The following is a 20,763-nucleotide window of genomic DNA, read 5'->3' as shown; positions in this document are numbered from 1 at the left end:
CGTCACCTCCGGGTCGCCGTACGGCTGACCCACAGATTGATCAGGACGGCGCCGAGCAGCATCACGCCGAGGAAGGCCTTGAACCAGTCCGGGTTCCAGCCGGCGTACACGATGCCCTGCTGCACCATGCCGAACATGAACGCCCCGAAGACCGGGCCGATCGCGGAGCCGGCGCCACCGGTCAGCAGACAGCCGCCGATGACGGCCGCGGAGATGTAGATGAGCTCCTGGCCGACGCCTTCGCCGGACTGCACGGTGTTGAAGGAGAACAGGTTGTGCATGCCGACGAACCAGGCGCCGAACCCGACCAGCATGAACAGCGAGATCTTGGTGAAGGTGACGGGGACACCGACGGCCCGCGCGCTCTCCTTGTTGCCGCCGACGGCGAAGATCCAGTTGCCGTACCTGGTGCGCAGCAGCACCCAGGTGGCCAGCGCGGCGAAGACCAGCCAGTACACGATCGTGATCTTGATCTGTACGCCGCCGACCTCGAAGGAGGAGGCGAAGACCTTCTTGGCTCCGGCGAAGCCGTCCATGTTGCTGATGTCGTCGGTGGCGACGTTGCCGGTGACGAGCTTGGTGACGGCGAGGTTCACGCCCTGGAGGATCAGGAAGCTGCCCAGGGTGATGAGGAAGCTCGGCAGGCCGGTCTTGACGACGAGCCAGCCGTTGAGGAACCCGATGGCGAGCGACACGGCCAGGGCCGCGACCACGCCCACCCACACGTTCATGGTGAGCTGGTAGGCCAGCATGCTCGCGGTGAGCGCGGAGGTGATGACCGCGACGCCGGACGAGAGGTCGAACTCGCCGCCGATCATCAGCAGCGCGACCGGCAGGGCCATGATCCCGATGGTCGACGACTGGTAGAGGATGTTGGCCATCGCGCTGCCCTCGCGCACCGGCGGGGCCGCGATCAGGAAAAACACGTAGACGGCGACGGCACCGAGGAACACACCCACCTCGGGGCGGGCCAACAGCCGCAGCGCCAAAGGACGTTGAGCGGTCCGGCCGTCGGTCTCCTTCGGGCCGGGGGCCGGCGGTGTGGTCACCGCCGGCTCGGCGTGCTGGGTCATACGGATCACCGAGTGCCCTTCGCGGCGTACTGCGCGACCGCGTCGACGTTGGTCTTGTCGACGAAGGCGGGACCGGTCAGCACCGGCTGCTCGCCACCGCCCATGTAGTTGCCGTTGTTCTTGTAGAGCCACAGCGAGTCGACCGCCAGGTAGCCCTGGAGGTAGGGCTGCTGGTCGACGGCGAAGGCGATGGTGCCCTTGCTGATGGCGCCGGTCAGGTCCTTGTTGAGGTCGAACGTGGCGACCTTGGCCTTGCTGCCGGCGTCGGACACCGACTGCGCGGCCGTCAGCGCGAAGGGGGCGCCGAGGGCGACGACGTAGTCGATGGACTTGTCCTGGCTGAGCTTGGCGGTGATCGTCGACTTCACCGACGGCATGTCGGTGCCGTTGACGTTCAGCGTCTGGAGCTTGCCGTCGAAGGTCTTCTCGACGCCGTCACAGCGCTGGGTCAGACCGATGTTGCCCTGCTCCTGGATGACACAGACGGCGCTCTTCGCGCCCTCGTCGTTGAGGCGCTTGCCGAGGGCCTCACCGGCGACCGTCTCGTCCTGGCCGAAGAACTCCAGCAGACCGAGCTTCTGCCATTCGCTGACACCGGAGTTGAGGCCGACGACGGGTATGTTCGCGGCCTTCGCCTTGGCGACGACGTCCTTCATGGCGTCCGGCTTGGCGAGGGTGACGGCGATCCCGTCGACCTTCTGGTCGATGGCGTTCTGCACCAGGTTGGCCTGGGCGCCCGCGCTCGGGTCGTTCGAGTAGATGAGCTTGACGTTGTCCTTGGCGGCGGCGGCCTCGGCGCCCTTGCGGACGATGTCCCAGAAGGTGTCACCGGCCGACTGGTGGGTGACCAGGGCGACCGTCATACGCGGCGTGCTGGCCTTGCCGGCGGAGGCGCCGTCCGCGCTCTCCTCCGACTTCTTGCCCCCGGAGCTGCTGGAGCAGCCGGCGAGGGTCAGGGCAGCCGCCGCGGCGAGCGCCACAACTGGGGCGAACCGGCGGGACTGGGAGCGAGAAGAGCGGTCCATCTTTCCTGCACCTCACTGTGCTCACGGGGGAAAGGAAGAGAGATCTCGGTGATCCGAGGCCCGGGATCTTGGCATGTCCGGGTCGCGAGCCGCAAATACGGCGGTTGTGCGTACGGCGGTTGTACTGGGACGGAATCCAATCCCTGGTCCCGCCCGCTGTCAATACTTTGTTAAGACATCATTTCACGAACAGGTCCGAATGTAAGTACAAACCATTGACAGCATCACCTCCTGCGGCCTACACCTGAGAGTCGCAGGCCCCCACGGGGCCCGCACGTCCAGCGGAGTCCGAGGAGCGTCGCGCATGACCGAGTCAGCCCAGCCCTTCGACTTGATCACGATCGGTCGCATAGGTGTCGATCTTTATCCATTGCAGTCGGGCGTGCCGTTGAGCGATGTGCAGACCTTCGGGAAGTTCCTGGGCGGTTCTGCGGCGAACGTGGCCGTCGCGGCCGCCCGGCTCGGCCGTTCCACCGCCGTCATCACCCGCACCGGTGACGATCCGTTCGGCACCTATCTGCATCAGGCGCTCAAGGAGTTCGGCGTCGACGACCGCTGGGTGACCCCGGTCGCCGGCCACCCCACGCCCCTGACCTTCTGCGAGATCTTCCCGCCGGACGACTTCCCGCTCTACTTCTACCGTCGCCCCAAGGCCCCCGACCTGGTGATCCACACCGACGAGCTGGACTACTTCGCCGTCCGCTCGGCCCGGATCTTCTGGATCACCGGCACCGGTCTGAGCGAGGAGCCGAGCCGCTCCGCCACCCTCGCCGCCCTCAAGGCCCGCGCGAAGACCGGCACCACGGTCTTCGACCTCGACTGGCGGCCCGCCTTCTGGACAGACACGGCCTGGGGGGACCCCGAGGAAGCCCGCCCCTACTACGCCGAGGCCCTGCGCCACGCGACCGTCGCGATCGGCAACCTCGACGAGTGCGAGATCGCCACCGGAGTCCGCGAACCCCGCGCCTGCGCCGAGGCGTTGCTGGCGGCCGGCGTCGAGCTCGCCGTGGTCAAGCAGGGCCCCAAGGGAGTCCTCGCGCTGCACCGCGACGGCCGCTTCGCCGAGGTCCCGCCGGTGAGCGTCGAGGTCGTCAACGGCCTCGGCGCCGGCGACGCGTTCGGCGGCGCGTTCTGCCACGGCCTGCTGTCCGGCTGGGACCTGGACCGCATCGTGCGGTACGCCAACGCGGCCGGCGCCCTCGTCGCCTCCCGGCTCGCCTGCTCCGCCGCGATGCCGACCCGGTCGGAGATCGAGGGCCTGCTGAGCGGAGCACCGTAGTGAGCGCCACGGCCACCCCCTGAACCGTCCCGACCCCCGCCTCCCCCGCCTTCCCCTCCACACATCCCTGGAGCAGTCCTGATGAGCACCCCCACCCGCCGCCTGACCGTCGCGCAGGCCCTGGTGCGTTTCCTGTCCGTCCAGTACACCGAGCGCGACGGCGTACGGCACCGGCTGATCGCCGGTACGTGGGGCATCTTCGGGCACGGCAACGTGGCGGGCGTGGGACAGGCCCTCCTGGAGGCCGGCGAGGACGCGATGCCCTTCCACCAGGGCCGCAACGAGCAGGCCATGGTGCACGCTGCCGTCGGCTACGCCCGCCAGCTCGACCGGCTCTCCGCACAGGCCGTGACGACGTCCATCGGTCCCGGCGCCACCAACCTGGTCACCGGCGCCGCCCTCGCCACCATCAACCGCCTCCCGGTCCTCCTGCTGCCCGGCGACTACTTCGCCTCGCACGCCCCCGACCCGCTGCTCCAGCAGCTGGAGCACCCCACCGAGGCCGACGTGTCGGTCAACGACACCCTGCGCCCGGTCTCCCGCTACTTCGACCGGATCACCCGCCCCGAGGCCCTGATCCCGTCCGCCCTGAACGCCATGCGGGTCCTCGCCGACCCCGCCGAGACCGGCGCCGTCACCCTGGCGCTCCCCCAGGACGTCCAGGCGGAGGCGTACGACTGGCCGGAGGAGTTCTTCGCCGAGCGCGTGTGGCACGTACGGCGTCCCGCGCCCGACCCGTACGAGCTGGCGGAGGCGGTGGCGGCGATCCGGGCCGCCGAGCGTCCGCTGATCGTCGCGGGCGGCGGGGTGCACCACAGCGGGGCCGAGGCGGCGCTCAAGACGTTCGTGGACGCCACCGGCGTGCCGGTCGCCTCCACGCAGGCCGGCAAGGGCTCCCTGCGCCACGACCACCCGGCCGATCTGGGCGGCATCGGCCACACCGGCACGGCCGTCAGCGACGACCTCGCCCGTACCGCGGACCTGGTGATCGGCGTCGGCACCCGGTACACGGACTTCACCACCGCCTCCGGCACCCTCTTCCTGAACCCGGACGTCCGGTTCGTCAACCTCAACATCACCGCCTTCGACGCCCACAAGCTGGCGGCCCGGACCCTGGTGTGCGACGCCCGCGCCGGGCTGACGGCGTTGACGCAGGCGTTGGACGGTCATCGTGTGAACTCGGCTTACGAGGACGAGTACCGCGCGGGCAAGGACCGCTGGAACAGGGTCGTCGACGCCGCTTTCACCGCCGCCGACGAGAACGCCGTACCGACCCAGACCCAGGTGCTCGGCGCGCTGGACGCGGTCGTCGGGGACGACGACGTGATCATCAACGCGGCCGGCTCGCTCCCCGGCGACCTGCACAAGCTGTGGCGCGCCCGCAGCCCCCGTCAGTACCACCTGGAGTACGGCTACTCCTGCATGGGCTACGAGATCCCGGCCGCCATCGGCGTCCAGCACGCCACCCCCGACACCCCCGTGTGGGCGCTGGTCGGCGACGGCACCTATCTGATGATGCCGACCGAGATCGTCACGGCCGTCCAGGAGGGCCTGCCGATCAACCTCCTCCTCATCCAGAACCACGGCTACGCCTCCATCGGCGGCCTGTCCGAGGCGGTCGGCGGCGAGCGGTTCGGCACCGCCTACCGCTATCGCGCCGCCGACGGCACCTTCTCCGGCGCCCCGCTCCCGGTCGACCTGGCCGCCAACGCGGGCAGCCTCGGCATGGACGTGCTGCGCGCCAAGACGGTCCGTGAACTGCGGGACGCGCTCGCCACGGCCCGCGCCTCCGACCGGCCGACCTGCGTCTACGTCGAGACGGACACCGCCACGCCGACCGCTCCTGCGGCCGAGGCCTGGTGGGACGTGCCGGTGGCCGAGACCGCGTCCCGCGAGGCCGCCGTACGGGCGAGGGCGGAGTACGACCGCGAGGTCGCCACTCGCCGCCCCCACCTGTGACGCCCCGCACCCGCACCACCCAGGGAGGTACCCCCATGGCGAAGACCGGCGGTCGTCCGCGCACCGCTGCCGCTGCCGCTCCCGCACTCGACTCCCTGGACTTCGCCCTGGACCGGGGCAGTCCGGTGCCGCTCTACTACCAGCTCGCCCAGCAGCTGGAGGCGGCGATCGAGCACGGGGCCCTCGCCCCGGGCAACCTCCTGGGCAACGAGATCGACCTCTCCGTACGCCTCGGCCTGTCCCGTCCCACCGTCCGCCAGGCCATCCAGACCCTGGTCGACAAGGGGCTGCTGGTGCGGCGGCGCGGGGTGGGCACGCAGGTGGTGCACAGCCAGGTCAAGCGCGGGCTCGAACTGAGCAGTCTCTACGACGACCTGGAGGCGGCCGGACAGGGGCCGACCACGACGGTGCTGCGCAACGAGCACGTCCCGGCGACCGCCGACGTCGCCGCCGCCCTCGGTATCGCGGAGGGCGCCGACGTCGTCGTACTGGAACGGCTGCGCGCCACGCACGGCCAGCCGGTCGCGTTCCTGTGCAACTACCTGCCCGCGACGCTCCTCGAACTCGACACCGCCAGGCTGGAGACGACGGGCCTGTACCGGCTGATGCGCTCGGCGGGCATCACCCTGCACAGCGCCCGCCAGACCATCGGCGCCCGCTCGGCCACGGCCGAGGAGGCGGCCCGCCTCGACGAGCGGGAGGGCACGGCACTGCTGACGATGCAGCGCACGGCCTACGACGACACGGGCCGCCCGGTGGAGTACGGCACCCACATCTACCGCGCGTCCCGCTACGCCTTCGACTTCCAGCTGCTCATGCGGACCTAGTGGACCGCGTCCAGGCGGGCCCGCTGGTCCTCCGTCAGTTCCAGGTCGACGGCGGCCAGGTTCTCCTCCAGCTGGGCCAGGGTGGAGACGCCGGCCAGCGGGAGGATCGGCAGGGGGCCGCCGATCTGCCAGGCGAGGACCACCTGGTTGACGGTCGCGCCGGTCTCCCGCGCCACCTCCCGCAGGGCCGTGAGCCGGGCGGGGGTGCCCGGGTGGTCGAAGTCGGCCGGCAGGCGGTCCGGGTGGGTGTAGGCGCCCTTGAGGAGAGGTGAGTAGGCGACCAGGGTGAGGGCGGGCTCCTCGCGCAGATAGGAGAGGAGCTCGGGGCCCGCGTGGCCGAGGCTGCCGTCGGGCCAGAAGTCGTCCGGCACGTCGAGGCGGGGCCGCAGATGGCTGTGGGCGTACTGGAGCACCTCATAGCCCGGCAGTCCCGCCGCGGCGGCGATCGCGCGGGCCCGCTCCACCCGCCACATGGCGTGGTTGCTGACGCCGAGCAGCCCGACCGTGCCCTCGGCGACGAGTTCGGCGAAGCCCTCGACGGTCTCCCGCAGGGGTACGTCGTAGTCCTCGATGTGCGCGTAGAGCAGGTCCAGCTTCTCCACTCCCAGCCGTTCCCGGCTGCGCTCGGCGGACTCCCGGATCACCTTCGCCGAGAGGCCCTCCGCGTTGTCGACGTAGCTGGTACCGGGTGCCAGGGGGCGGGCGCCGAGCTTGGTCGCGATGAAGATCTCCTCGCCGATGCCACGGCTGCGCCGCCAGCGGCCGAGGAGTTCCTCGCTCTGGCCGCCCTGGCCGCCGTCGACCCAGAAGGCGTAGTTGTCGGACGTGTCGACGAAGTTGCCGCCCGCCTCGACATAGCGGTCCAGGAGAGCGAAGGACGTCTCCTCGTCCGTACGCGAGCCGAACAGCATGGCGCCGAGGGCGAGGACGCTGACCTCGCGGCGGTTCTTCGGATCGGTGCCGATGGTGCGGTACTTCATGGGGCTCCCCTCCCGTTCGCACCCGTCTTGTCGGGTACGGACGGGAGTCTTCACGCTGGAGCGCACTTCAAGTCAAGCGGCCGGGTCACGAGGTGGCGAACGGGCCTTCCAGCGCCGCCCATTGGAGCAGCATGATCGTCTTGGCGTCGGCGATCTCGCCGGTGCGGATCATCTCCAGGGCCCTGCGGAAGGGCAGTTCGAGGATCTCGATGTCCTCGCCCTCCTCGTCGAGGCCCCCGCCCTCGTGGGTGCGGGTGGCGGCGCCGTAGGAGGCGGCGTAGAAGCTGACCCGCTCGGTGACGGAACCCGGGCTCATGTACACGTCGAAGACGTGCCGGACCTCACCGATGGTGTGCCCGGTCTCCTCGACCACCTCCCGCCGCACCGCGATCTCCGGGTGCTCGTCCTCGTCGTCGAGCAGCCCGCCCGGGGTCTCGACGAGCATGCCGTCCGGGTGGCCGTTGACGTACACGGGGAACCGGAACTGCCGTGTGAGCAGGACGGTTTCGCGTTCGGTGTCGTAGAGGAGCATGGTGGCGCCGTTGCCGCGGTCGTGCGTCTCGCGCTGCTGGGTGCTCCAACTGCCGTCGCCACGTCGGAAGTCGAAGGTGGTGGCCCGCTCGACGTACCAGTGGCTCGACAGCAGCTTCACGTCACGGACCTTGACCCGGGGGTTTCCGGTCAGATCGAGGCCGGTGCGGTCGAGTCCGGTGCGGCCCCGGCCGTCGGGGGTGTCGGCACCCGCGGTCATCGGACACCGTCCGGAGGGCAGAGGAGGAGCGAGTTGGTCATGAACGCCTTCTATCATCCCCCGGTGCCGGAGCGGCGGCGGTGATCCGCCGTACGGCGGCGGACACCATCTCCGTGAGGACCCGCCGCCCCTCCTCGGCCGTCGCCCCGGTCGGATCGCCGAGCACCCCGGACGGCGAGACGGCACGGACTCCCCGGGCCACCAGGTCCGGCATCAGGGCGGCGATCGGCCGGGGGTCACCGGGCGCGGCCTCGGTGAGCCGTACGGACCCGGGTGCCAGGCGCAGCATCAGCGAGGTCTCCGTACGACCGGCGTGCGCGTCCCCGCCGGGCACCGCGCACGGCACCCAGTCGACGGCGTGGCCCTCCTCCCGGAGCTGCCCGACGGCGCCGCGCAGGGTGGCGACGTTGCCGCCGTGGCCGTTGACGAAGACGACCCGTCCCGCCCACAGGGCGAGGGAGCGCGTCAGTTCCACCAGCACCGCGTGCAGGGCCTCGTGGCCGATCGAGACGGTGCCCGGGAAGTGCGCGTGCTCGCCGCTGGCGCCGTAGGGCAGGGCGGCCGCCACCAGGGGGCGACCGGGGAGGGCGTCGGCCGCTTCTCGGGCCACGGCGCACGCGATCACCGTGTCGGTGTCCAGCGGCAGATGCGGGCCGTGCTGCTCGGTGGATCCGACGGGGACGAGGACCAGCGGGCCGTGCGGTACGTCCGGCCAGGCATGGCCTGCCAGGTCGGCGTGTTCCCGCGTCATGGTCGGACTGCCGCCGGGTCCGCGCCCAGCGTCAGTTCGAACCCCGGCGGTATCACCAGGTCGTCGCGCGACAGTTCGTGCACGGAGGCGTGCCCGAGGCCCAGGACGGCCGAGTCGAGGCCACCGCGCATGATGTCCAGGACGTTGGCGACGCCGGCCTGTCCGTTGGCGGCGAGGCCCCAGAGATACGCCCGGCCGATGAGCACGGCCCGCGCGCCGAGGGCGAGTGCCTTGGCGACGTCGCCGCCGCGTCGTACGCCCCCGTCCAGCAGGACTTCGATCTGGTCGCCGACCGCTGCGGCGATGGAGGGCAGGACGCGGATGACGGCCGGGGTGGTGTCGAGGTTGTTGCCGCCGTGGTTGGAGACGGACAGGGCCGACACGCCGGCGTCCACGGCGCGCCGGGCGTCGTCGACGCGGGTCACGCCCTTGAGGAGGAAGGGGCCGCCCCACTCCTCGCGCAGCCACTTGACGTCGTCCCAGGTGGGGGGCGTGGTCTGCATCCACTCGCCGTAGGCGCCGAAGAAGGTGGGCGCCCGGCCGCCGGAGGGACGGAGGTTGGGCACGGTCAGGTCGGGCAGTCGGCCGGATCTGGCGTACTTCCACAGCCAGCCCGGGTGGGGCAGCACGTCGGGGGCGAAGCGCAGCACGGTCTTCAGGTCGAGCCGGTCGGGGATGGCGGGGCTGCCCCAGTCGCGGCCGTGGGAGAAGGACCAGTCGAGGGTGACGATGAGGGCCTTGGCGCCGGCCTGCCGGGCCCGGTCCATGCGCTGCACCATGGTGTCGCGGGTACCGCTCCAGTACAGCTGGTAGAAGGTGTCGGGCTGGGCGGCCACGACCTCTTCCACCGGCTTGCTCGCGAACGAGCTGAGCCCCATGATCACGCCCCGCTCGGCGGCGGCGCGGGCCACGGCCACCTCTCCGTCCGGGTCGACGGCCTGGACGCCGGTGGGCGAGATCAGTACCGGAAGGGCGGTCGGTACGCCCAGCACGGTCGTCGACAAGTCGCGCTCCGCGTGATGGCCGACCACCTTCGGGGCGAAGCCCAGTTCGGCGAAGGCGGCGATGTTGGCGTCGATGGTGCGGCCCCGTTCCGAGCCCGCGACGAGGGCGCCGTAGACCGTGCCGGGCAGCCTCCGTTTCGCCCGGCGCTGGGCCTCGGCGACCGACTCGAACCAGGCGTTCCTAGCCATGGGCCCCGTCCTCTCTCGTCAGGTGCAGCCCGGCCAGCGGGTTCTCGGCGCAGTCGCTCACCGGCGGGCGGCGGGTGAGCACGAGGTCGACGGGCCCGCGGCGCCGGGAGTGGTCCACGGAGGAGCGCGGCCGCGGGCGGCTCGGCTGCTGCTCGCCGTACCCCTGGACGCACTCGGGGTCCGGGCCGTCCAACGGCAGCCCGGTGAAGAACTTCGCGGCCATGCAGCCGCCCTTGCAGGTGTCGTAGAAACCGCACGAGGCGCACGCGCCCCCGTGCTGCGGGGCGCGCAGCCGTCCGAACAGCTCGGAGTCGCGCCACACCCGGTGGAAGCCGCCGGGAGCGCGGACGTTCCCGGCGAGGAACTCGTCGTGGATCGCGAACGGGCAGGCGTACACGTCACCGACCGGGTCGATGAGACAGACGACACGGCCCGCGCCGCAGAGGTTGAGGCCGGGCAGTGCCTGGCCGTAGGCGGAGAGATGGAAGAAGGAGTCCCCGGTGAGCACCCGGTCGCCGTGCGCCGACAGCCAGTCGTACAGCTCGCGTTGCTGGGCGGCGGTCGGGTGCAGCTCGTCCCAGACCTCGGCGCCGCGCCCCGACGGGCGCAGCCGGGTCAGGCGGAGTGTGGCGCCGTGACGGTCGGCCAGGGCCTTGAAGGCGTCCAGTTGCGGGATGTTGTGGCGGGTGCAGACCACGGAGAGCTTGACGTTCCGCATGCCGGCGGCGGCCAGGTGCTCCAGCGCCCGGATCGCCGTGGCGTACGAACCGGCGCCGCGGACCGCGTCGTTGACGTCGGCGGTGGCGCCGTCGAGGGAGATCTGTACGTCGACGTAGTCGTTGCGGGCGAGGCGTTCGGCGGCCTCGGGCGTGATCCGGACGCCGTTGGTGGAGAACTTCACGCCCACGTGATGGGCGGTGGCGTAGTCCAGGAGTTCCCAGAAGTCGGCGCGGACCGTGGGCTCACCGCCGCCGATGTTGACGTAGAAGACCTGCATGGCCTCCAGTTCGTCGATGACGGCCTTGCACTCGGCGGTGCTCAGCTCGCGCGGGTCGCGCCGCCCGGAGCTCGAAAGGCAGTGGGTGCAGGCGAGGTTGCAGGCGTAGGTCAGTTCCCAGGTGAGGCAGATCGGCGCGTCGAGCCCCTGCTCGAAGAGGTCGACCAGCCGGGGTGCGGTCGTCACGCGTCCCTCCCCACGACCATCGAGGACTCCGCGAGTGCGGCCAAGGCCCTGTGGTAGTGCGGGAGTTCGGACTCCCTTACGCCCGCACCCACGCAGGCTTCCCGTGCCGTGGGCGCCGCGGCGAGGGACTGCACGACCGTGAGGAGGCGGCGGTCCTTGAGGAAGGAGAGCCGGCGGGTCCCGAAGTGGTAGAGCAGCGCGCCGAAGGGTTCCGGCCGGACCGCGACCTGCGGATGCAGGTCCCAGGGGCGGTCGAGATCCATCCCGGTCATCCGGCGGCCCCTAGTAGACGCCGCACATGCCGTCGATGGAGACCTCTTCGATGAGGTCGTCGGCCTCGATCAGCGGTTCCTCGGGGGCCTCCGCCGTGGCCGGGGCCTCGTCTGCGGGGACGGTGTGGAGCTCGGTCATACGGCTCTCCTTGACATCCCGCGGCTCCGCAGCCGTACGCCACGGACCGCATCCCATCGGATGCCCGGACAGTAATGGCACCGGGTGCCGAAAGTGAAGGGCCGTGCGGACGGCACTTGTTGACGAAACCTGACGGAACGCTGACGCCGGACGGCGTTCGGCTAGGCTGACCCCGGTCGTGGACGGGCGGCAGGCGGGCGATGATGGGGGTGAAAGGCCTGGTGGAGCCGGGTCGGGACACAGCGGTGGCCACCCCGGGAGGGGCCAGGACGGGCCGCCCCCGTGCCACCTCGCGGGCCGAACTGGAGCGGCTCGGCTTCGAGTTGTTCGCCCGGCACGGCTTCGACCGGACCACGGTCGACGACATCGCCGCGGCGGCCGGGATCGGGCGCCGTACCTTCTTCCGCTACTTCGCCTCCAAGAACGACCTGGTGTGGGGCGACTTCGAGGAACAACTGGTCCGACTGGAGGGCCTGTTGGCGGCCTCCGACCCGACTGCTCCGCTCATGGAGGCGGTGCGGGAGGCCGTCGTCGAGTTCAACCGCTTCGACCCCGCGATCGTGCCCTGGCACCGCCAGCGCATGGCTCTCATCCTGCGCGTACCGACCCTCCAGGCGGACGCGACCCTGCGGTACGCCTCGTGGCGTGCGGTCGTGACGGACTTCGTGGCGCGCCGCACCGGACGCCCCGCGGACGACCTGCTGCCCCGGCTCGTCGGGAACACGGTGCTGGCCGCCTGCATCACCGCGTACGAACACTGGCTGGCGGACGAGAGATCGGACCTGAGCGGCTTGCTGGCCACGACGGTGGGTCAACTGGCGTTCGCCTTCGACGAGTTGCCCTGACCCCGACCCTCCTCGACCTGGTCCACCAACCCCCATGCGAGGGCTCCCGCGGCGTCCAGCGTGCCGCCACCCAGAACCAGATACAGCGTGCGCCAACGGCCGATGCGGCGCGGGATCCCGACGGTCCCGCCCGCGCCCGGGATCAGCCCCATGCTCAGCTCCGGGAGCCGTACGAACGTGTCGGGGGCGGCCACCACGCGGTGTGCGAAGGCGGCGAGTTCGATGCCCGCGCCGACACAGTAGCCGTGCAGGCGGACGGTCAACCGGTCGCCGATCGCGTGCAGTTGCCGTGCGGCGCCCGCCCGGGTGCGGACGAGGTGAGCCGTCGCGAGGTCGGGCGCGGTACCGAACTCGTCGAGGTCACCGCCCGAGCAGAACGCCGGGCCGTTCCCGTCGAGCACGACCTCGCGGACCCCGGCGTCCCAGACGGCCGGCGCCACCGCCGCGGCCAACGCGTCCCGCATCCGCGCGCTGTGGGCGTTGCGCCGCTCGGGGTGGTTCAGCGTGACGTACAACGTGGAGCCGTCCCGCCGGACCAGCACGGGCTCGTCGGCAACGGCGACGGGCCGCCGGACGCGCGCCCCCAGCCAGTCGGCGAACCCCGGGCCACCGAGCAGGGTGGAGTACGCGAACGACTCGGCGTCGAGCGCCTCGGGGACGGGCAACTTCCCCGACATGCGCAGGAGTTGCCGGAGCACGAGCGCCGCGTGCGGTTGCGCCTCGGCGTTCCCGTACAGGGCTGTCGCCTCGGCTTCGGGGTCCTCGACGGCTACGACGGTCTCGGCGCCTAGCGACTCGCGCACCAAGGTGACGTCGAGGACCTCCAGCAACTTGGGCGGGCACCCCTCCACCACCCCTGCGGACCGTCCGACGAGCAGCCGCTCACTGCGCAGCGCCCCACGCACGGCCGCCATCCACTCCGCGTCCCCCGGAGCCGGTCCGGCGTCCAGGTCGACGACGAGCAACGGCCGCTCCGGACACGCCTCGCCGTCCAGCAGGTCGCCGTCGGCGGCGCCGGCCGCGAGCTCGGCGACGGTGATCACAGAGGGCGAAGTCACGACACCGGTCTATCACCCGAACCCACCCCGCCGGTCTACGATCCCAGCCATGGCCAACGGGACGTCGGGCGAATTCACAGGCGCCACCCATGGCTGGGCTGGATACGGGGCGGAGGGGCATCACCCCGACCGGACGGCGAACGGAACCAAGCCACAACCCCTGGACTGGACCGCGCAGGAAACCGAGCCACACCCCCCGGACTGGACCGCACACGAAACCGAGCCACACCCCCCGGACTGGACCGCACACGAAACCGAGCCACACCCCCCGGACTGGACCGCACACGAAACCGTGGCGCATCCCCCCGACCGGACCGCGCACGAAACCGTGGCGCATCCCCCCGACCGGACCGCGCACAGCACGGAACCGCATCGCCCCAACCAGACCGCGTACAGCACGGAACCGCATCCTCACGACTGGACCGCGTACAGGCCGGACGAGCACCACCCCCACCAGTCCGCGCACGGGACCGAACCGCATCACCCAAACCGGACCGCGCACGGAACCCAGGCCCAGCACCCCGACCGGACGGCTCACGGAACCGAGACCCAGCACCCCGACCAGACCGCACACGGAACCCACGCCCAGCACCCCGACCAGACCGCGCACGGAACCCACGCCCAGCACCCCGACCAGACCGCACACGGAACCCACGCCCAGCACCCCGACCAGACCGCACACGGAACCCACGCCCAGCACCCCACCCGGACCACCTACGAACCCGCCGACCTCGCCCACGACTGGGCCCGCAGCGGTGTCCTCCCGCTCACCGGTCACGCCGCCGGTCCTCCCCTGCTTCCCCCCGGCGCGGCCGCCACCTTCGCCGCCCGGCTCGGCGGTCTGGCCGGTGTCGACGGGGCTCTGCTGCTCGCCGAGCGGGCCGCGTTGTCCGGAGGTGGGCGACGCGGCCGGGTCTCCGTCGGCGGCAGTTGCCGGCTGCTGCCCACGCGGGACGGCTGGGCGGCCGTCTCCGACGCCCGGCCGGACGACCACCTGCTGTGGGGCGCGGCGATCGGCGGCGACGTCGCACTGCTGCCCTCGTGGCTGGCGGCCCACACCGGTGCTCAACTGGACGAGCGGGTCGAGCTGTTGGGGCTCGCCGGCGGCGCCGTACGCCCCGCTCCCGGGCGCGGATGCCCGTTGCCGGGCCCGCCTCGCGATGTACGGGGCATGCTCGTGGTCGACTTCAGCGCGCTGTGGGCCGGGCCGCTGTGCGCGCATCTGCTCGGTCTGGCGGGCGCCGAGGTGGTGAAGGTCGAGACGCCCGACCGCCCCGACGGGGCCCGTCGGAGCAACGCGGACTTCTACGACCTGCTGCACTCCGGCCACGCCTCGGTGGTCCTCGACCCGTCCGAGCCGCGCGACCGGGTCGCCCTGCACGCGCTCGTCCGGCGCGCGGACGTGGTGATCGAGGCTTCCCGGCCCCGCGCGCTCGCCGGCTTCGGCCTGGACGCGCGGGCGGAGGCGGAGCGCGGCTGTACCTGGATCTCGATCACGGCGTTCGGGCGCTCCTCGTACCGTGTCGGCTTCGGCGACGACGTCGCCGCCTCCCGAGGGCTCCTCGCGGCGGACGCCGAGGGCCGGCCGGTCTTCGTCGGTGACGCCGTCGCCGACCCGCTCACGGGCCTCCTCGCCGCCGCGCTCGCCCTGTCGGAACAGCCGTCGGAACAGCCGAAGGGCACGGTGTGGGACGTCTCCATGGCCGACGTCGTCACCACCACCCTCGCCGTGCCACCCCTCGCGGCGGAGGTCGTACGGGCGGGCGACCGCTGGTTCCTCGACACCGGTACGGCCGCGCCGTGGCCGGTGACGCCGCCCGTCCCGCGCCGCCCGTCCACCGCCGCCCCGGCGTCGGGCGCGGACACCTCGGCCGTGCTGCGCCGCCTCGGCATCCGATGACGACCGGCACCCTCATCCGGCGGGCCGAACTGGACGGCGACGCAACGGCGGACGTACGGATCGAGGACGGCATCGTCAGCGAGATCGCCGCACGGCTGACGCCGCGCCGGGCGGAAGAGGTCCTCGACGCACGGGGAGGCGCCCTCCTGCCCGGCCTCTGCGACCACCATCTGCATCTGCACGCCATGGCCGCGGCCGATCACTCGGCGCGGTGCGGGCCACCGGACGTGCGCGATCCCGCCGGACTCGCCGCCGCGCTGGCCCGGACCCCGCCCGACGAGCGGGGCTGGATCCGAGGGGTCGGCTACGCCGAGGAGGTCGCCGGTCCGCTGGACGCGCGGAGTCTGGACCGGCTGTACGCCGACGGGCCGGTACGCGTGCAGCACCGCAGCGGCGCCTTGTGGGTGGTCAACACCGCCGGTGCTCGGTCCCTGGGGCTGGAGGATGCGAGTCACCCGGGCGTCGAACGCGACGACCGAGGCCGGCCCACCGGACGACTCTGGCGCGCCGACGACTGGCTGCGCACCCGGTGGAGCACCTCCCGGCCGCCCGACCTGCGGGCCGTCGGTGCCCGGCTCGCCCGCTGGGGGGTCACCCATGTCACCGACGCCACCCCGGACCTGGACCTCGTGGCCGTCGACGCCGTCGGCGAGGCGATGCGCACCGGTGCCCTGCCGCAGCACGTCCAGCTGCTGGGCGCACCCCTGGGGTGGACGCCGCCGGGGAACCCGCGGGCGCCGACTGCCGGGCCGTACAAGATCGTCCTCGCCGACTCCGGGCTGCCGGGCCTCGATGTCCTGATCGAGCGCGTCAGGGCCGTCCACGACGCCGCTCGGCCGATCGCCGTGCACTGTGTCAGCCGGGAGGCGCTCATTCTGGTGGTGCTCGCGCTGGAGTGCGCGGGCCCGCGCGCGGGTGACCGGCTGGAGCACGCCGCGCTGGTGCCCGCCGAGCTGCTGCCGCGCCTGCGTGAGCTGGGGCTGACGGTCGTGACACAGCCCGGCTTCCTCGCCCATCGCGGCGACGCTTACGCGCGCGACATCCCGGCGGCGGAGCACCCGGACCTCTACCGGGCCCGGACCCTGATCGACGGCGGGACTCCGCTGGCGCTGTCCAGCGACGCTCCTTACGGTCCGGCCGACCCCTGGGCGGTCATCGCCGCGGCGATGCGGCGCGACACGCCGTCCGGGCGGACGGTCGGCGCCGTCGAGCGGCTCACCGGCCGGCAGGCCCTCGACGCCTGCCTCGGCGCGCCGCAGGCGCCGGGCGGACCGCCGCGCCGGGTCGCCCCGGGGACGCGTGCCGACCTGATTCTCCTGGAGGCCCCTCTGGTCGAGGCGTTGGCGCGGCCCTCGGCCGGACTGGTGACCGCGACCTGGATGGAGGGGGTCAAAGTGTGGGACGCGAACATCGGAATGTGAGCCGGTCACGAGCACGCAGGGTCGCGTTGTGTTACGCTCACAGAGTTGCAGTTGTGGTACCCATGAACCTATGTGCGCCTGACGGGAATGTTTCTCCTTCAGGCGCATTAGTTGTTTTACCGGCATTTCCGGATGGGGCCTCTGCTTACAGATTGCCTACTGAAGGAGATTGTCATGGCACAGGGAACCGTGAAGTGGTTCAACTCGGAAAAGGGCTTCGGCTTCATCGAGCAGGACGGCGGCGGCCCGGACGTCTTCGCCCACTACTCGAACATCGCCACCCAGGGCTTCCGTGAGCTCCAGGAGGGCCAGCGGGTCTCCTTCGACGTCACGCAGGGCCAGAAGGGCCCGCAGGCGGAGAACATCGTCCCCGCCTGATCGCCGGACGCGTATTCCGCTCACCGGGGTCCGCACCGTCTTGGTGCGGACCCCGGTTTGTGCTGTTTCCAGGAAGGCAGACCCCCGCATGTCCCGCAGGCCCCAGAAGTCGAATCGGCGCGCCTCGTCCCCCTCATCCTCCGTGTCGCCCTCGCAAGAGTTCCGGCTGCCGGAAAGCACGACACCCGCACTTCCCGCCGTCGAGGACTTCGCCGACCTGGACATGCCCGCGGGGCTGTTGAAGACGCTCACCGCGCAGGGTGTGACCACCCCGTTCCCCATCCAGGGCGCCACCCTGCCGAACTCGATCGCGGGCCGTGACCTGCTGGGGCGCGGACGCACCGGCTCCGGCAAGACCCTCGCGTTCGGCCTCGCGCTCCTGGCCCGTACGGCCGGCCGGCGCGCGCAGCCCAAGGCGCCCCTGGCCCTCGTGCTGGTGCCCACCCGGGAACTGGCCCAGCAGGTGACCGACGCGCTCTCGCCCTACGCGACGGCGGTCAACCTCCGGCTGGCCACCGTGGTCGGCGGACTCTCCCTCACCAAGCAGGCCGCCACGCTCCGGCGCGGCGCCGAGGTGCTGGTGGCGACCCCGGGCCGGCTCAACGACCTCGTGGAGCGCGGGGACTGCGTGCTCGACCAGGTCGCCATCACGGTGCTGGACGAGGCCGACCAGATGACCGACATGGGCTTCCTGCCGCAGATCACCAAGCTGATCCAGCAGGTCAGGCCCGACGGGCAGCGCATGCTGTTCTCGGCCACGCTGGACCGCAACATCGACCGTCTGGTGCAGCGGTTCCTGACCGACCCGGTGGTGCACTCGGTGGACCCGTCCGCCGGCGCGGTGACCACCATGGAGCACCACGTGCTCCACGTCCTGGACGAGACCGACAAGAAGGCCGTCACCACGCGTATCGCGGCCCGTGACGGGCGGGTCATCCTCTTCCTCGACACCAAGAGGTCCGCGGACCGGCTCGCCAAGCGGCTCCTGTCCGTCGGCGTGCGCGCGGCGGCCCTGCACGGCGGGCGCTCCCAGCCGCAGCGCAACCGCACCCTTGAGCAGTTCAAGAACGGCGAGGTCACCGCCCTGGTGGCGACCAACGTCGCGGCCCGCGGCATACACGTCGACGACCTCGACCTCGTCGTGAACGTCGATCCGCCGACCGACCACAAGGACTACCTCCACCGGGGCGGTCGCACGGCTCGCGCCGGCGGTTCCGGCAGTGTGGTCACGCTCGTCCTGCCCGACCAGAAGCGGGACGTCACCCAGCTCATGTCGAACGCGGGCATCCGGCCCAGGACGGCCCGCGTCACGTCGAGCGACGCCGCGCTGACCACGATCACCGGCGCCCGCGAGCCCTCCGGCGTGGCCGTCACCATCGAGGTCCCGCAGCCCACGGCGCCGTCGTCGTCCCGCCCGGCCCGGAAGCCCGCCAACAAGTCCGGCGCGAAGCCCGCCGCCAAGTCCGGCACCAGGTCCGGCGCCAAGCCGCCGGAGGGTCGCTCCGGCCGCCGTCGCCGGACCGCCGGCGAGGCCCCGGCACCGTCGGGCGGCACCGGCCGGACGGGGAGCGAGGGCGCAGGTCGCCGCTCCGCACCCGCGGCGAAGACCGCCGGCCAGCCGACCCGTACGTCGGGCGGTCGCCGCAGGGCACCTCGCAGGGCCGCGGGAGCCTGAGAGCGGGAGAGGTCACCGGAGCCTCGCGAACTGCGCGAGGCTCTGCAACCCTTGAAGCAGCGGGTCGAACTCCTCGGGGCATGAGTGTCCACGCTCTGGAGGACCCATGTTGAGCAAGGACAAGAAGAAGGTCCAGACCACTCGCGCCTGGACCGGTCTGCTGGTCGTGGTCGTCGGCGACGTCGGTGTGGCACTGGCCGCCACACTCGTCGCACTGCATGTCACCGATGACGCTCAGGCGGTCGCCGTTCTCACCAGCGCGTTCACCGCGATAACAGCGATATCCACCGCCTATTTCGGCATTCGGGCGGCCGCGAACGCGGCCCAGAGCGCGGTGGACGCGGCCGGCGAGGGCCAGAAGGACGCGGCTTCCGCGGGTGCGGACGCGCCACAAACGATCAAGGGCCCCGGCTCACCCAAGTGATCCAAGGCCCTGATCTGCGACTACGGAGAGGACTCCGGTCGGGACGACAGGATTTGAACCTGCGACCCCTTGACCCCCAGTCAAGTGCGCTACCAAGCTGCGCCACGTCCCGGTGATATGCGCGGCGAAACCGCGTGATCACGCGTTGAGTACTTTACCCCACGCCGGGGACCGCTTCGAAGAGGGCCCGGTGAGCGGGGCCCGGGGCGCGCGGGAGAATCGGCGTATGGGCAGCACATCCTCAGGACGGCCGACCGGGGCACGGGACCGCGACGACGAGGGGCGGGCGCGCAACGCTCGGCCCCGGGACGGGCTCGGGCGGCCCCTGCCGTACGGCGCGGACGGGGTGGCGCGGCAGCCCGAGGGGGTGGTGCGGACGCCGGAGCAGTCCGTCGTGGAGGCGCAGGAGCTGCTGGACGCGGGGAAGCCCTTCCACGCGCACGAGGTGTTCGAGGACGCCTGGAAGGCGGGGCCAGAGGAGGAACGGGAGTTGTGGCGGGGACTCGCCCAGCTCGCGGTGGGGCTCACGCACGCGGCGCGCGGCAACGTCACCGGCGGGGCGCGGCTGCTGCGGCGCGGGGCGGGCGCGGTGGAGGCATGGGGGTCACCGGCGGGGACGGGGCGGACGCGGCCCTACGGCATGGATCTCGCCGGTCTCGCCGCATGGGCGCGGGAGCTGGCCGAGGACGTCGAGCGGGGTGGGGGGAGCGTGGACGCGCAGGCCCGGGCACCGCGGCTGCGGGCATGACCCGGGACGCGGTGCCGTCACTGTCAGTGGCGTACGGCAGACTCTTGGCGTGCGAAAGATTCATGTCATCGGTATCGGCGCGGGCGACCCCGACCAGCTGACCCTCCAGGCCGTCAGGGCGCTGCGCAGCACGGACGTGTTCTTCGTCCTCGACAAGGGCGAGGTGAAGAGCGACCTCACGGACCTGCGCCGGGACATGCTGCACACGCACATACCGGAGGGGACCTACCGCGTCGTCGAGGCGCGCGACCCCGACCGGGACCGGACCGCGGGGGGCACCGCCTACTCCCCCGCCGTCGGGGACTGGCGCAGCGCCCGCGCCGCCATCTACGAGCGGCTGATCGCCGAGGAGCTGGGCGAGAGCGAGAGCGGCGCGTTCCTGGTGTGGGGCGATCCGGCGCTGTACGACAGCACGCTCGGCATCCTGGAGGAGATCCTGGAGCGCGGCGCGGTGGCGTTCGAGTACGACGTCGTCCCCGGCATCAGCAGCGTCTCGGCGCTCGTGGCCCGGCACCGCACCGGGCTGAACCGGGTCGCGCGCCCGGTGCAGATCACCACGGGTCGGCGGCTCGCCGAGGGCTTCCCGGACGGGGTGGACGACGTGGTGGTGATGCTGGACGCGCACCAGACCTTCCGGCAGTACGCGGGCGAGGACATCGACATCTACTGGGGCGCCTACATCGGCACCCCGGACGAGATCCTCGCCTCGGGGCCGATCGCCGAGGCCGGGCCACGGATCGAGCGGCTGCGGGCCGAGGCGCGGGAGCGCAAGGGCTGGATCATGGACACGTATCTGCTGCGCCGCAACCCCGGTCAGGCATAGGGGCTTTCGGGGGCACCCGAGCGGCCCAGTCCCGCATGCGCGACTGGGCCACCGGTGTG

Annotated in this window: 21 protein-coding genes and 1 tRNA gene; 11 read left to right on the top strand and 11 right to left on the bottom strand. The window is 71.9% G+C overall.

From position 1 onward, the window contains the following. Positions 1-2: 2 nt before the first annotated feature. Complete coding sequence (locus ACIHIX_RS13340) at positions 3-1,079, bottom strand: ABC transporter permease (protein ID WP_399955575.1); 1,077 nt, start codon at positions 1,077-1,079, stop codon at positions 3-5. Beyond that, a complete protein-coding gene (locus tag ACIHIX_RS13335; RefSeq protein WP_399954166.1) occupies positions 1,079-2,098 on the bottom strand; it encodes a sugar ABC transporter substrate-binding protein in 1,020 nt (339 codons plus the stop codon). Before ACIHIX_RS13335 ends, ACIHIX_RS13340 begins: the two co-directional genes overlap by 1 nt. Before the next feature lie 304 nt (positions 2,099-2,402). Between ACIHIX_RS13335 and iolC the strand changes: the two genes are divergently transcribed. From iolC to ACIHIX_RS13320, 3 genes are all read left to right on the top strand, one after another. Further along, positions 2,403-3,377 carry a 5-dehydro-2-deoxygluconokinase gene (iolC, locus tag ACIHIX_RS13330; RefSeq protein ID WP_399954164.1) on the top strand — a complete coding sequence of 325 codons (975 nt, stop codon included), beginning with the start codon at positions 2,403-2,405 and terminating at the stop codon, positions 3,375-3,377. 81 nt (positions 3,378-3,458) lie between these two features. Further along, on the top strand, positions 3,459-5,336 hold the full coding sequence (gene iolD / locus ACIHIX_RS13325) for a 3D-(3,5/4)-trihydroxycyclohexane-1,2-dione acylhydrolase (decyclizing) (protein ID WP_399954161.1): 1,878 nt from the start codon (positions 3,459-3,461) through the stop codon (positions 5,334-5,336). Between the two features lie 35 nt (positions 5,337-5,371). Continuing rightward, a complete protein-coding gene (locus ACIHIX_RS13320; RefSeq protein WP_399954159.1) occupies positions 5,372-6,163 on the top strand; it encodes a GntR family transcriptional regulator in 792 nt (263 codons plus the stop codon). On the opposite strand, the gene ACIHIX_RS13315 is transcribed toward ACIHIX_RS13320, so the two are convergent. The 7 genes from ACIHIX_RS13315 to mftA all read right to left on the bottom strand — a co-directional run bounded on the left by ACIHIX_RS13315 (position 6,160) and on the right by mftA (position 11,432). Then, positions 6,160-7,143, bottom strand: coding sequence for an aldo/keto reductase (locus tag ACIHIX_RS13315; RefSeq protein WP_399954156.1), 984 nt, complete (start codon positions 7,141-7,143; stop codon positions 6,160-6,162). The two genes, ACIHIX_RS13320 and ACIHIX_RS13315, sit on opposite strands and share 4 nt — an antisense overlap. An 85-nt stretch (positions 7,144-7,228) precedes the next feature. Then, positions 7,229-7,894: an NUDIX domain-containing protein gene (locus tag ACIHIX_RS13310; protein WP_399954153.1), complete on the bottom strand. Its 666-nt coding sequence runs from the start codon at positions 7,892-7,894 to the stop codon at positions 7,229-7,231. Positions 7,895-7,931: 37 nt separating this feature from the next. After that, positions 7,932-8,645, bottom strand: a complete 714-nt coding sequence (gene mftE, locus ACIHIX_RS13305) for a mycofactocin biosynthesis peptidyl-dipeptidase MftE (protein ID WP_399954151.1) — start codon at positions 8,643-8,645, stop codon at positions 7,932-7,934. Beyond that, positions 8,642-9,838, bottom strand: a complete 1,197-nt coding sequence (gene mftD / locus ACIHIX_RS13300) for a pre-mycofactocin synthase MftD (RefSeq protein ID WP_399954148.1) — start codon at positions 9,836-9,838, stop codon at positions 8,642-8,644. The genes mftE and mftD overlap by 4 nt, the downstream gene beginning before the upstream one ends. Next, positions 9,831-11,021, bottom strand: a complete 1,191-nt coding sequence (mftC, locus tag ACIHIX_RS13295) for a mycofactocin radical SAM maturase (protein WP_399954145.1) — start codon at positions 11,019-11,021, stop codon at positions 9,831-9,833. The genes mftD and mftC overlap by 8 nt, the downstream gene beginning before the upstream one ends. After that, complete coding sequence (gene mftB, locus ACIHIX_RS13290; protein ID WP_399954142.1) at positions 11,018-11,293, bottom strand: mycofactocin biosynthesis chaperone MftB; 276 nt, start codon at positions 11,291-11,293, stop codon at positions 11,018-11,020. Before mftB ends, mftC begins: the two co-directional genes overlap by 4 nt. 10 nt (positions 11,294-11,303) lie before the next feature. Then, on the bottom strand, positions 11,304-11,432 hold the full coding sequence (gene mftA, locus ACIHIX_RS13285) for a mycofactocin precursor MftA (protein ID WP_399954139.1): 129 nt from the start codon (positions 11,430-11,432) through the stop codon (positions 11,304-11,306). 245 nt (positions 11,433-11,677) lie between these two features. On the opposite strand from mftA, the gene mftR reads away from it, so the two are divergent. Continuing rightward, positions 11,678-12,277, top strand: coding sequence for a mycofactocin system transcriptional regulator (mftR, locus tag ACIHIX_RS13280; protein ID WP_399954136.1), 600 nt, complete (start codon positions 11,678-11,680; stop codon positions 12,275-12,277). Here the strand turns inward: mftR and ACIHIX_RS13275 are convergent. Continuing rightward, positions 12,244-13,335, bottom strand: a complete 1,092-nt coding sequence (locus ACIHIX_RS13275; RefSeq protein WP_399954133.1) for an enoyl-CoA hydratase/isomerase family protein — start codon at positions 13,333-13,335, stop codon at positions 12,244-12,246. The two genes, mftR and ACIHIX_RS13275, sit on opposite strands and share 34 nt — an antisense overlap. A gap of 292 nt (positions 13,336-13,627) precedes the next feature. Between ACIHIX_RS13275 and ACIHIX_RS13270 the strand changes: the two genes are divergently transcribed. The 5 genes from ACIHIX_RS13270 (at position 13,628) to ACIHIX_RS13250 (ending at position 19,133) form a co-directional block, all read left to right on the top strand. Next, on the top strand, positions 13,628-15,235 hold the full coding sequence (locus ACIHIX_RS13270; RefSeq protein WP_399954130.1) for a CoA transferase: 1,608 nt from the start codon (positions 13,628-13,630) through the stop codon (positions 15,233-15,235). After that, positions 15,232-16,656: an amidohydrolase family protein gene (locus ACIHIX_RS13265; protein WP_399954128.1), complete on the top strand. Its 1,425-nt coding sequence runs from the start codon at positions 15,232-15,234 to the stop codon at positions 16,654-16,656. The genes ACIHIX_RS13270 and ACIHIX_RS13265 overlap by 4 nt, the downstream gene beginning before the upstream one ends. A gap of 174 nt (positions 16,657-16,830) precedes the next feature. Then, the gene (locus ACIHIX_RS13260; protein WP_007502648.1) at positions 16,831-17,034 is read left to right on the top strand and encodes a cold-shock protein; all 204 of its coding nucleotides are present in this window, start codon (positions 16,831-16,833) and stop codon (positions 17,032-17,034) included. An 88-nt stretch (positions 17,035-17,122) separates the two neighbouring features. Continuing rightward, positions 17,123-18,709, top strand: coding sequence for a DEAD/DEAH box helicase (locus ACIHIX_RS13255; RefSeq protein ID WP_399954125.1), 1,587 nt, complete (start codon positions 17,123-17,125; stop codon positions 18,707-18,709). A gap of 106 nt (positions 18,710-18,815) precedes the next feature. Then, positions 18,816-19,133 (top strand): hypothetical protein, encoded by a 318-nt coding sequence (locus ACIHIX_RS13250; RefSeq protein WP_399954122.1) that lies wholly within the window; start codon positions 18,816-18,818, stop codon positions 19,131-19,133. A gap of 38 nt (positions 19,134-19,171) precedes the next feature. Here ACIHIX_RS13250 and ACIHIX_RS13245 read toward each other — a convergent pair. Further along, a tRNA-Pro gene (locus ACIHIX_RS13245) sits at positions 19,172-19,245 on the bottom strand. A gap of 114 nt (positions 19,246-19,359) precedes the next feature. Between ACIHIX_RS13245 and ACIHIX_RS13240 the strand changes: the two genes are divergently transcribed. Then, on the top strand, positions 19,360-19,881 hold the full coding sequence (locus tag ACIHIX_RS13240) for a DUF309 domain-containing protein (protein ID WP_399954120.1): 522 nt from the start codon (positions 19,360-19,362) through the stop codon (positions 19,879-19,881). 49 nt (positions 19,882-19,930) lie between these two features. Further along, on the top strand, positions 19,931-20,704 hold the full coding sequence (gene cobF, locus ACIHIX_RS13235; protein ID WP_399954117.1) for a precorrin-6A synthase (deacetylating): 774 nt from the start codon (positions 19,931-19,933) through the stop codon (positions 20,702-20,704). Positions 20,705-20,763: the final 59 nt, after the last annotated feature.

This window comes from Streptomyces sp. NPDC051913 (genome assembly GCF_044593635.1).
Classification (GTDB): Bacteria; Actinomycetota; Actinomycetes; order Streptomycetales; family Streptomycetaceae; genus Streptomyces.
This window is presented reverse-complemented; position numbering and strand designations above follow the sequence as displayed.

Bases quoted from the DNA above. Each gene is read 5' to 3' on its own strand.
- ACIHIX_RS13335 (WP_399954166.1), bottom strand. From the start codon at position 2,098: ATGGACCGCTCTTCTCGCTCCCAGTCCCGCCGGTTCGCCCCAGTTGTG.
- iolC (WP_399954164.1), top strand. From the start codon at position 2,403: ATGACCGAGTCAGCCCAGCCCTTCGACTTGATCACGATCGGTCGCATA.
- iolD (WP_399954161.1), top strand. From the start codon at position 3,459: ATGAGCACCCCCACCCGCCGCCTGACCGTCGCGCAGGCCCTGGTGCGT.
- ACIHIX_RS13320 (WP_399954159.1), top strand. From the start codon at position 5,372: ATGGCGAAGACCGGCGGTCGTCCGCGCACCGCTGCCGCTGCCGCTCCC.
- ACIHIX_RS13315 (WP_399954156.1), bottom strand. From the start codon at position 7,143: ATGAAGTACCGCACCATCGGCACCGATCCGAAGAACCGCCGCGAGGTC.
- ACIHIX_RS13310 (WP_399954153.1), bottom strand. From the start codon at position 7,894: ATGACCGCGGGTGCCGACACCCCCGACGGCCGGGGCCGCACCGGACTC.
- mftE (WP_399954151.1), bottom strand. From the start codon at position 8,645: ATGACGCGGGAACACGCCGACCTGGCAGGCCATGCCTGGCCGGACGTA.
- mftD (WP_399954148.1), bottom strand. From the start codon at position 9,838: ATGGCTAGGAACGCCTGGTTCGAGTCGGTCGCCGAGGCCCAGCGCCGG.
- mftB (WP_399954142.1), bottom strand. From the start codon at position 11,293: ATGACCGGGATGGATCTCGACCGCCCCTGGGACCTGCATCCGCAGGTC.
- mftA (WP_399954139.1), bottom strand. From the start codon at position 11,432: ATGACCGAGCTCCACACCGTCCCCGCAGACGAGGCCCCGGCCACGGCG.
- ACIHIX_RS13265 (WP_399954128.1), top strand. From the start codon at position 15,232: ATGACGACCGGCACCCTCATCCGGCGGGCCGAACTGGACGGCGACGCA.
- ACIHIX_RS13260 (WP_007502648.1), top strand. From the start codon at position 16,831: ATGGCACAGGGAACCGTGAAGTGGTTCAACTCGGAAAAGGGCTTCGGC.
- ACIHIX_RS13255 (WP_399954125.1), top strand. From the start codon at position 17,123: ATGTCCCGCAGGCCCCAGAAGTCGAATCGGCGCGCCTCGTCCCCCTCA.
- ACIHIX_RS13250 (WP_399954122.1), top strand. From the start codon at position 18,816: ATGTTGAGCAAGGACAAGAAGAAGGTCCAGACCACTCGCGCCTGGACC.
- ACIHIX_RS13240 (WP_399954120.1), top strand. From the start codon at position 19,360: ATGGGCAGCACATCCTCAGGACGGCCGACCGGGGCACGGGACCGCGAC.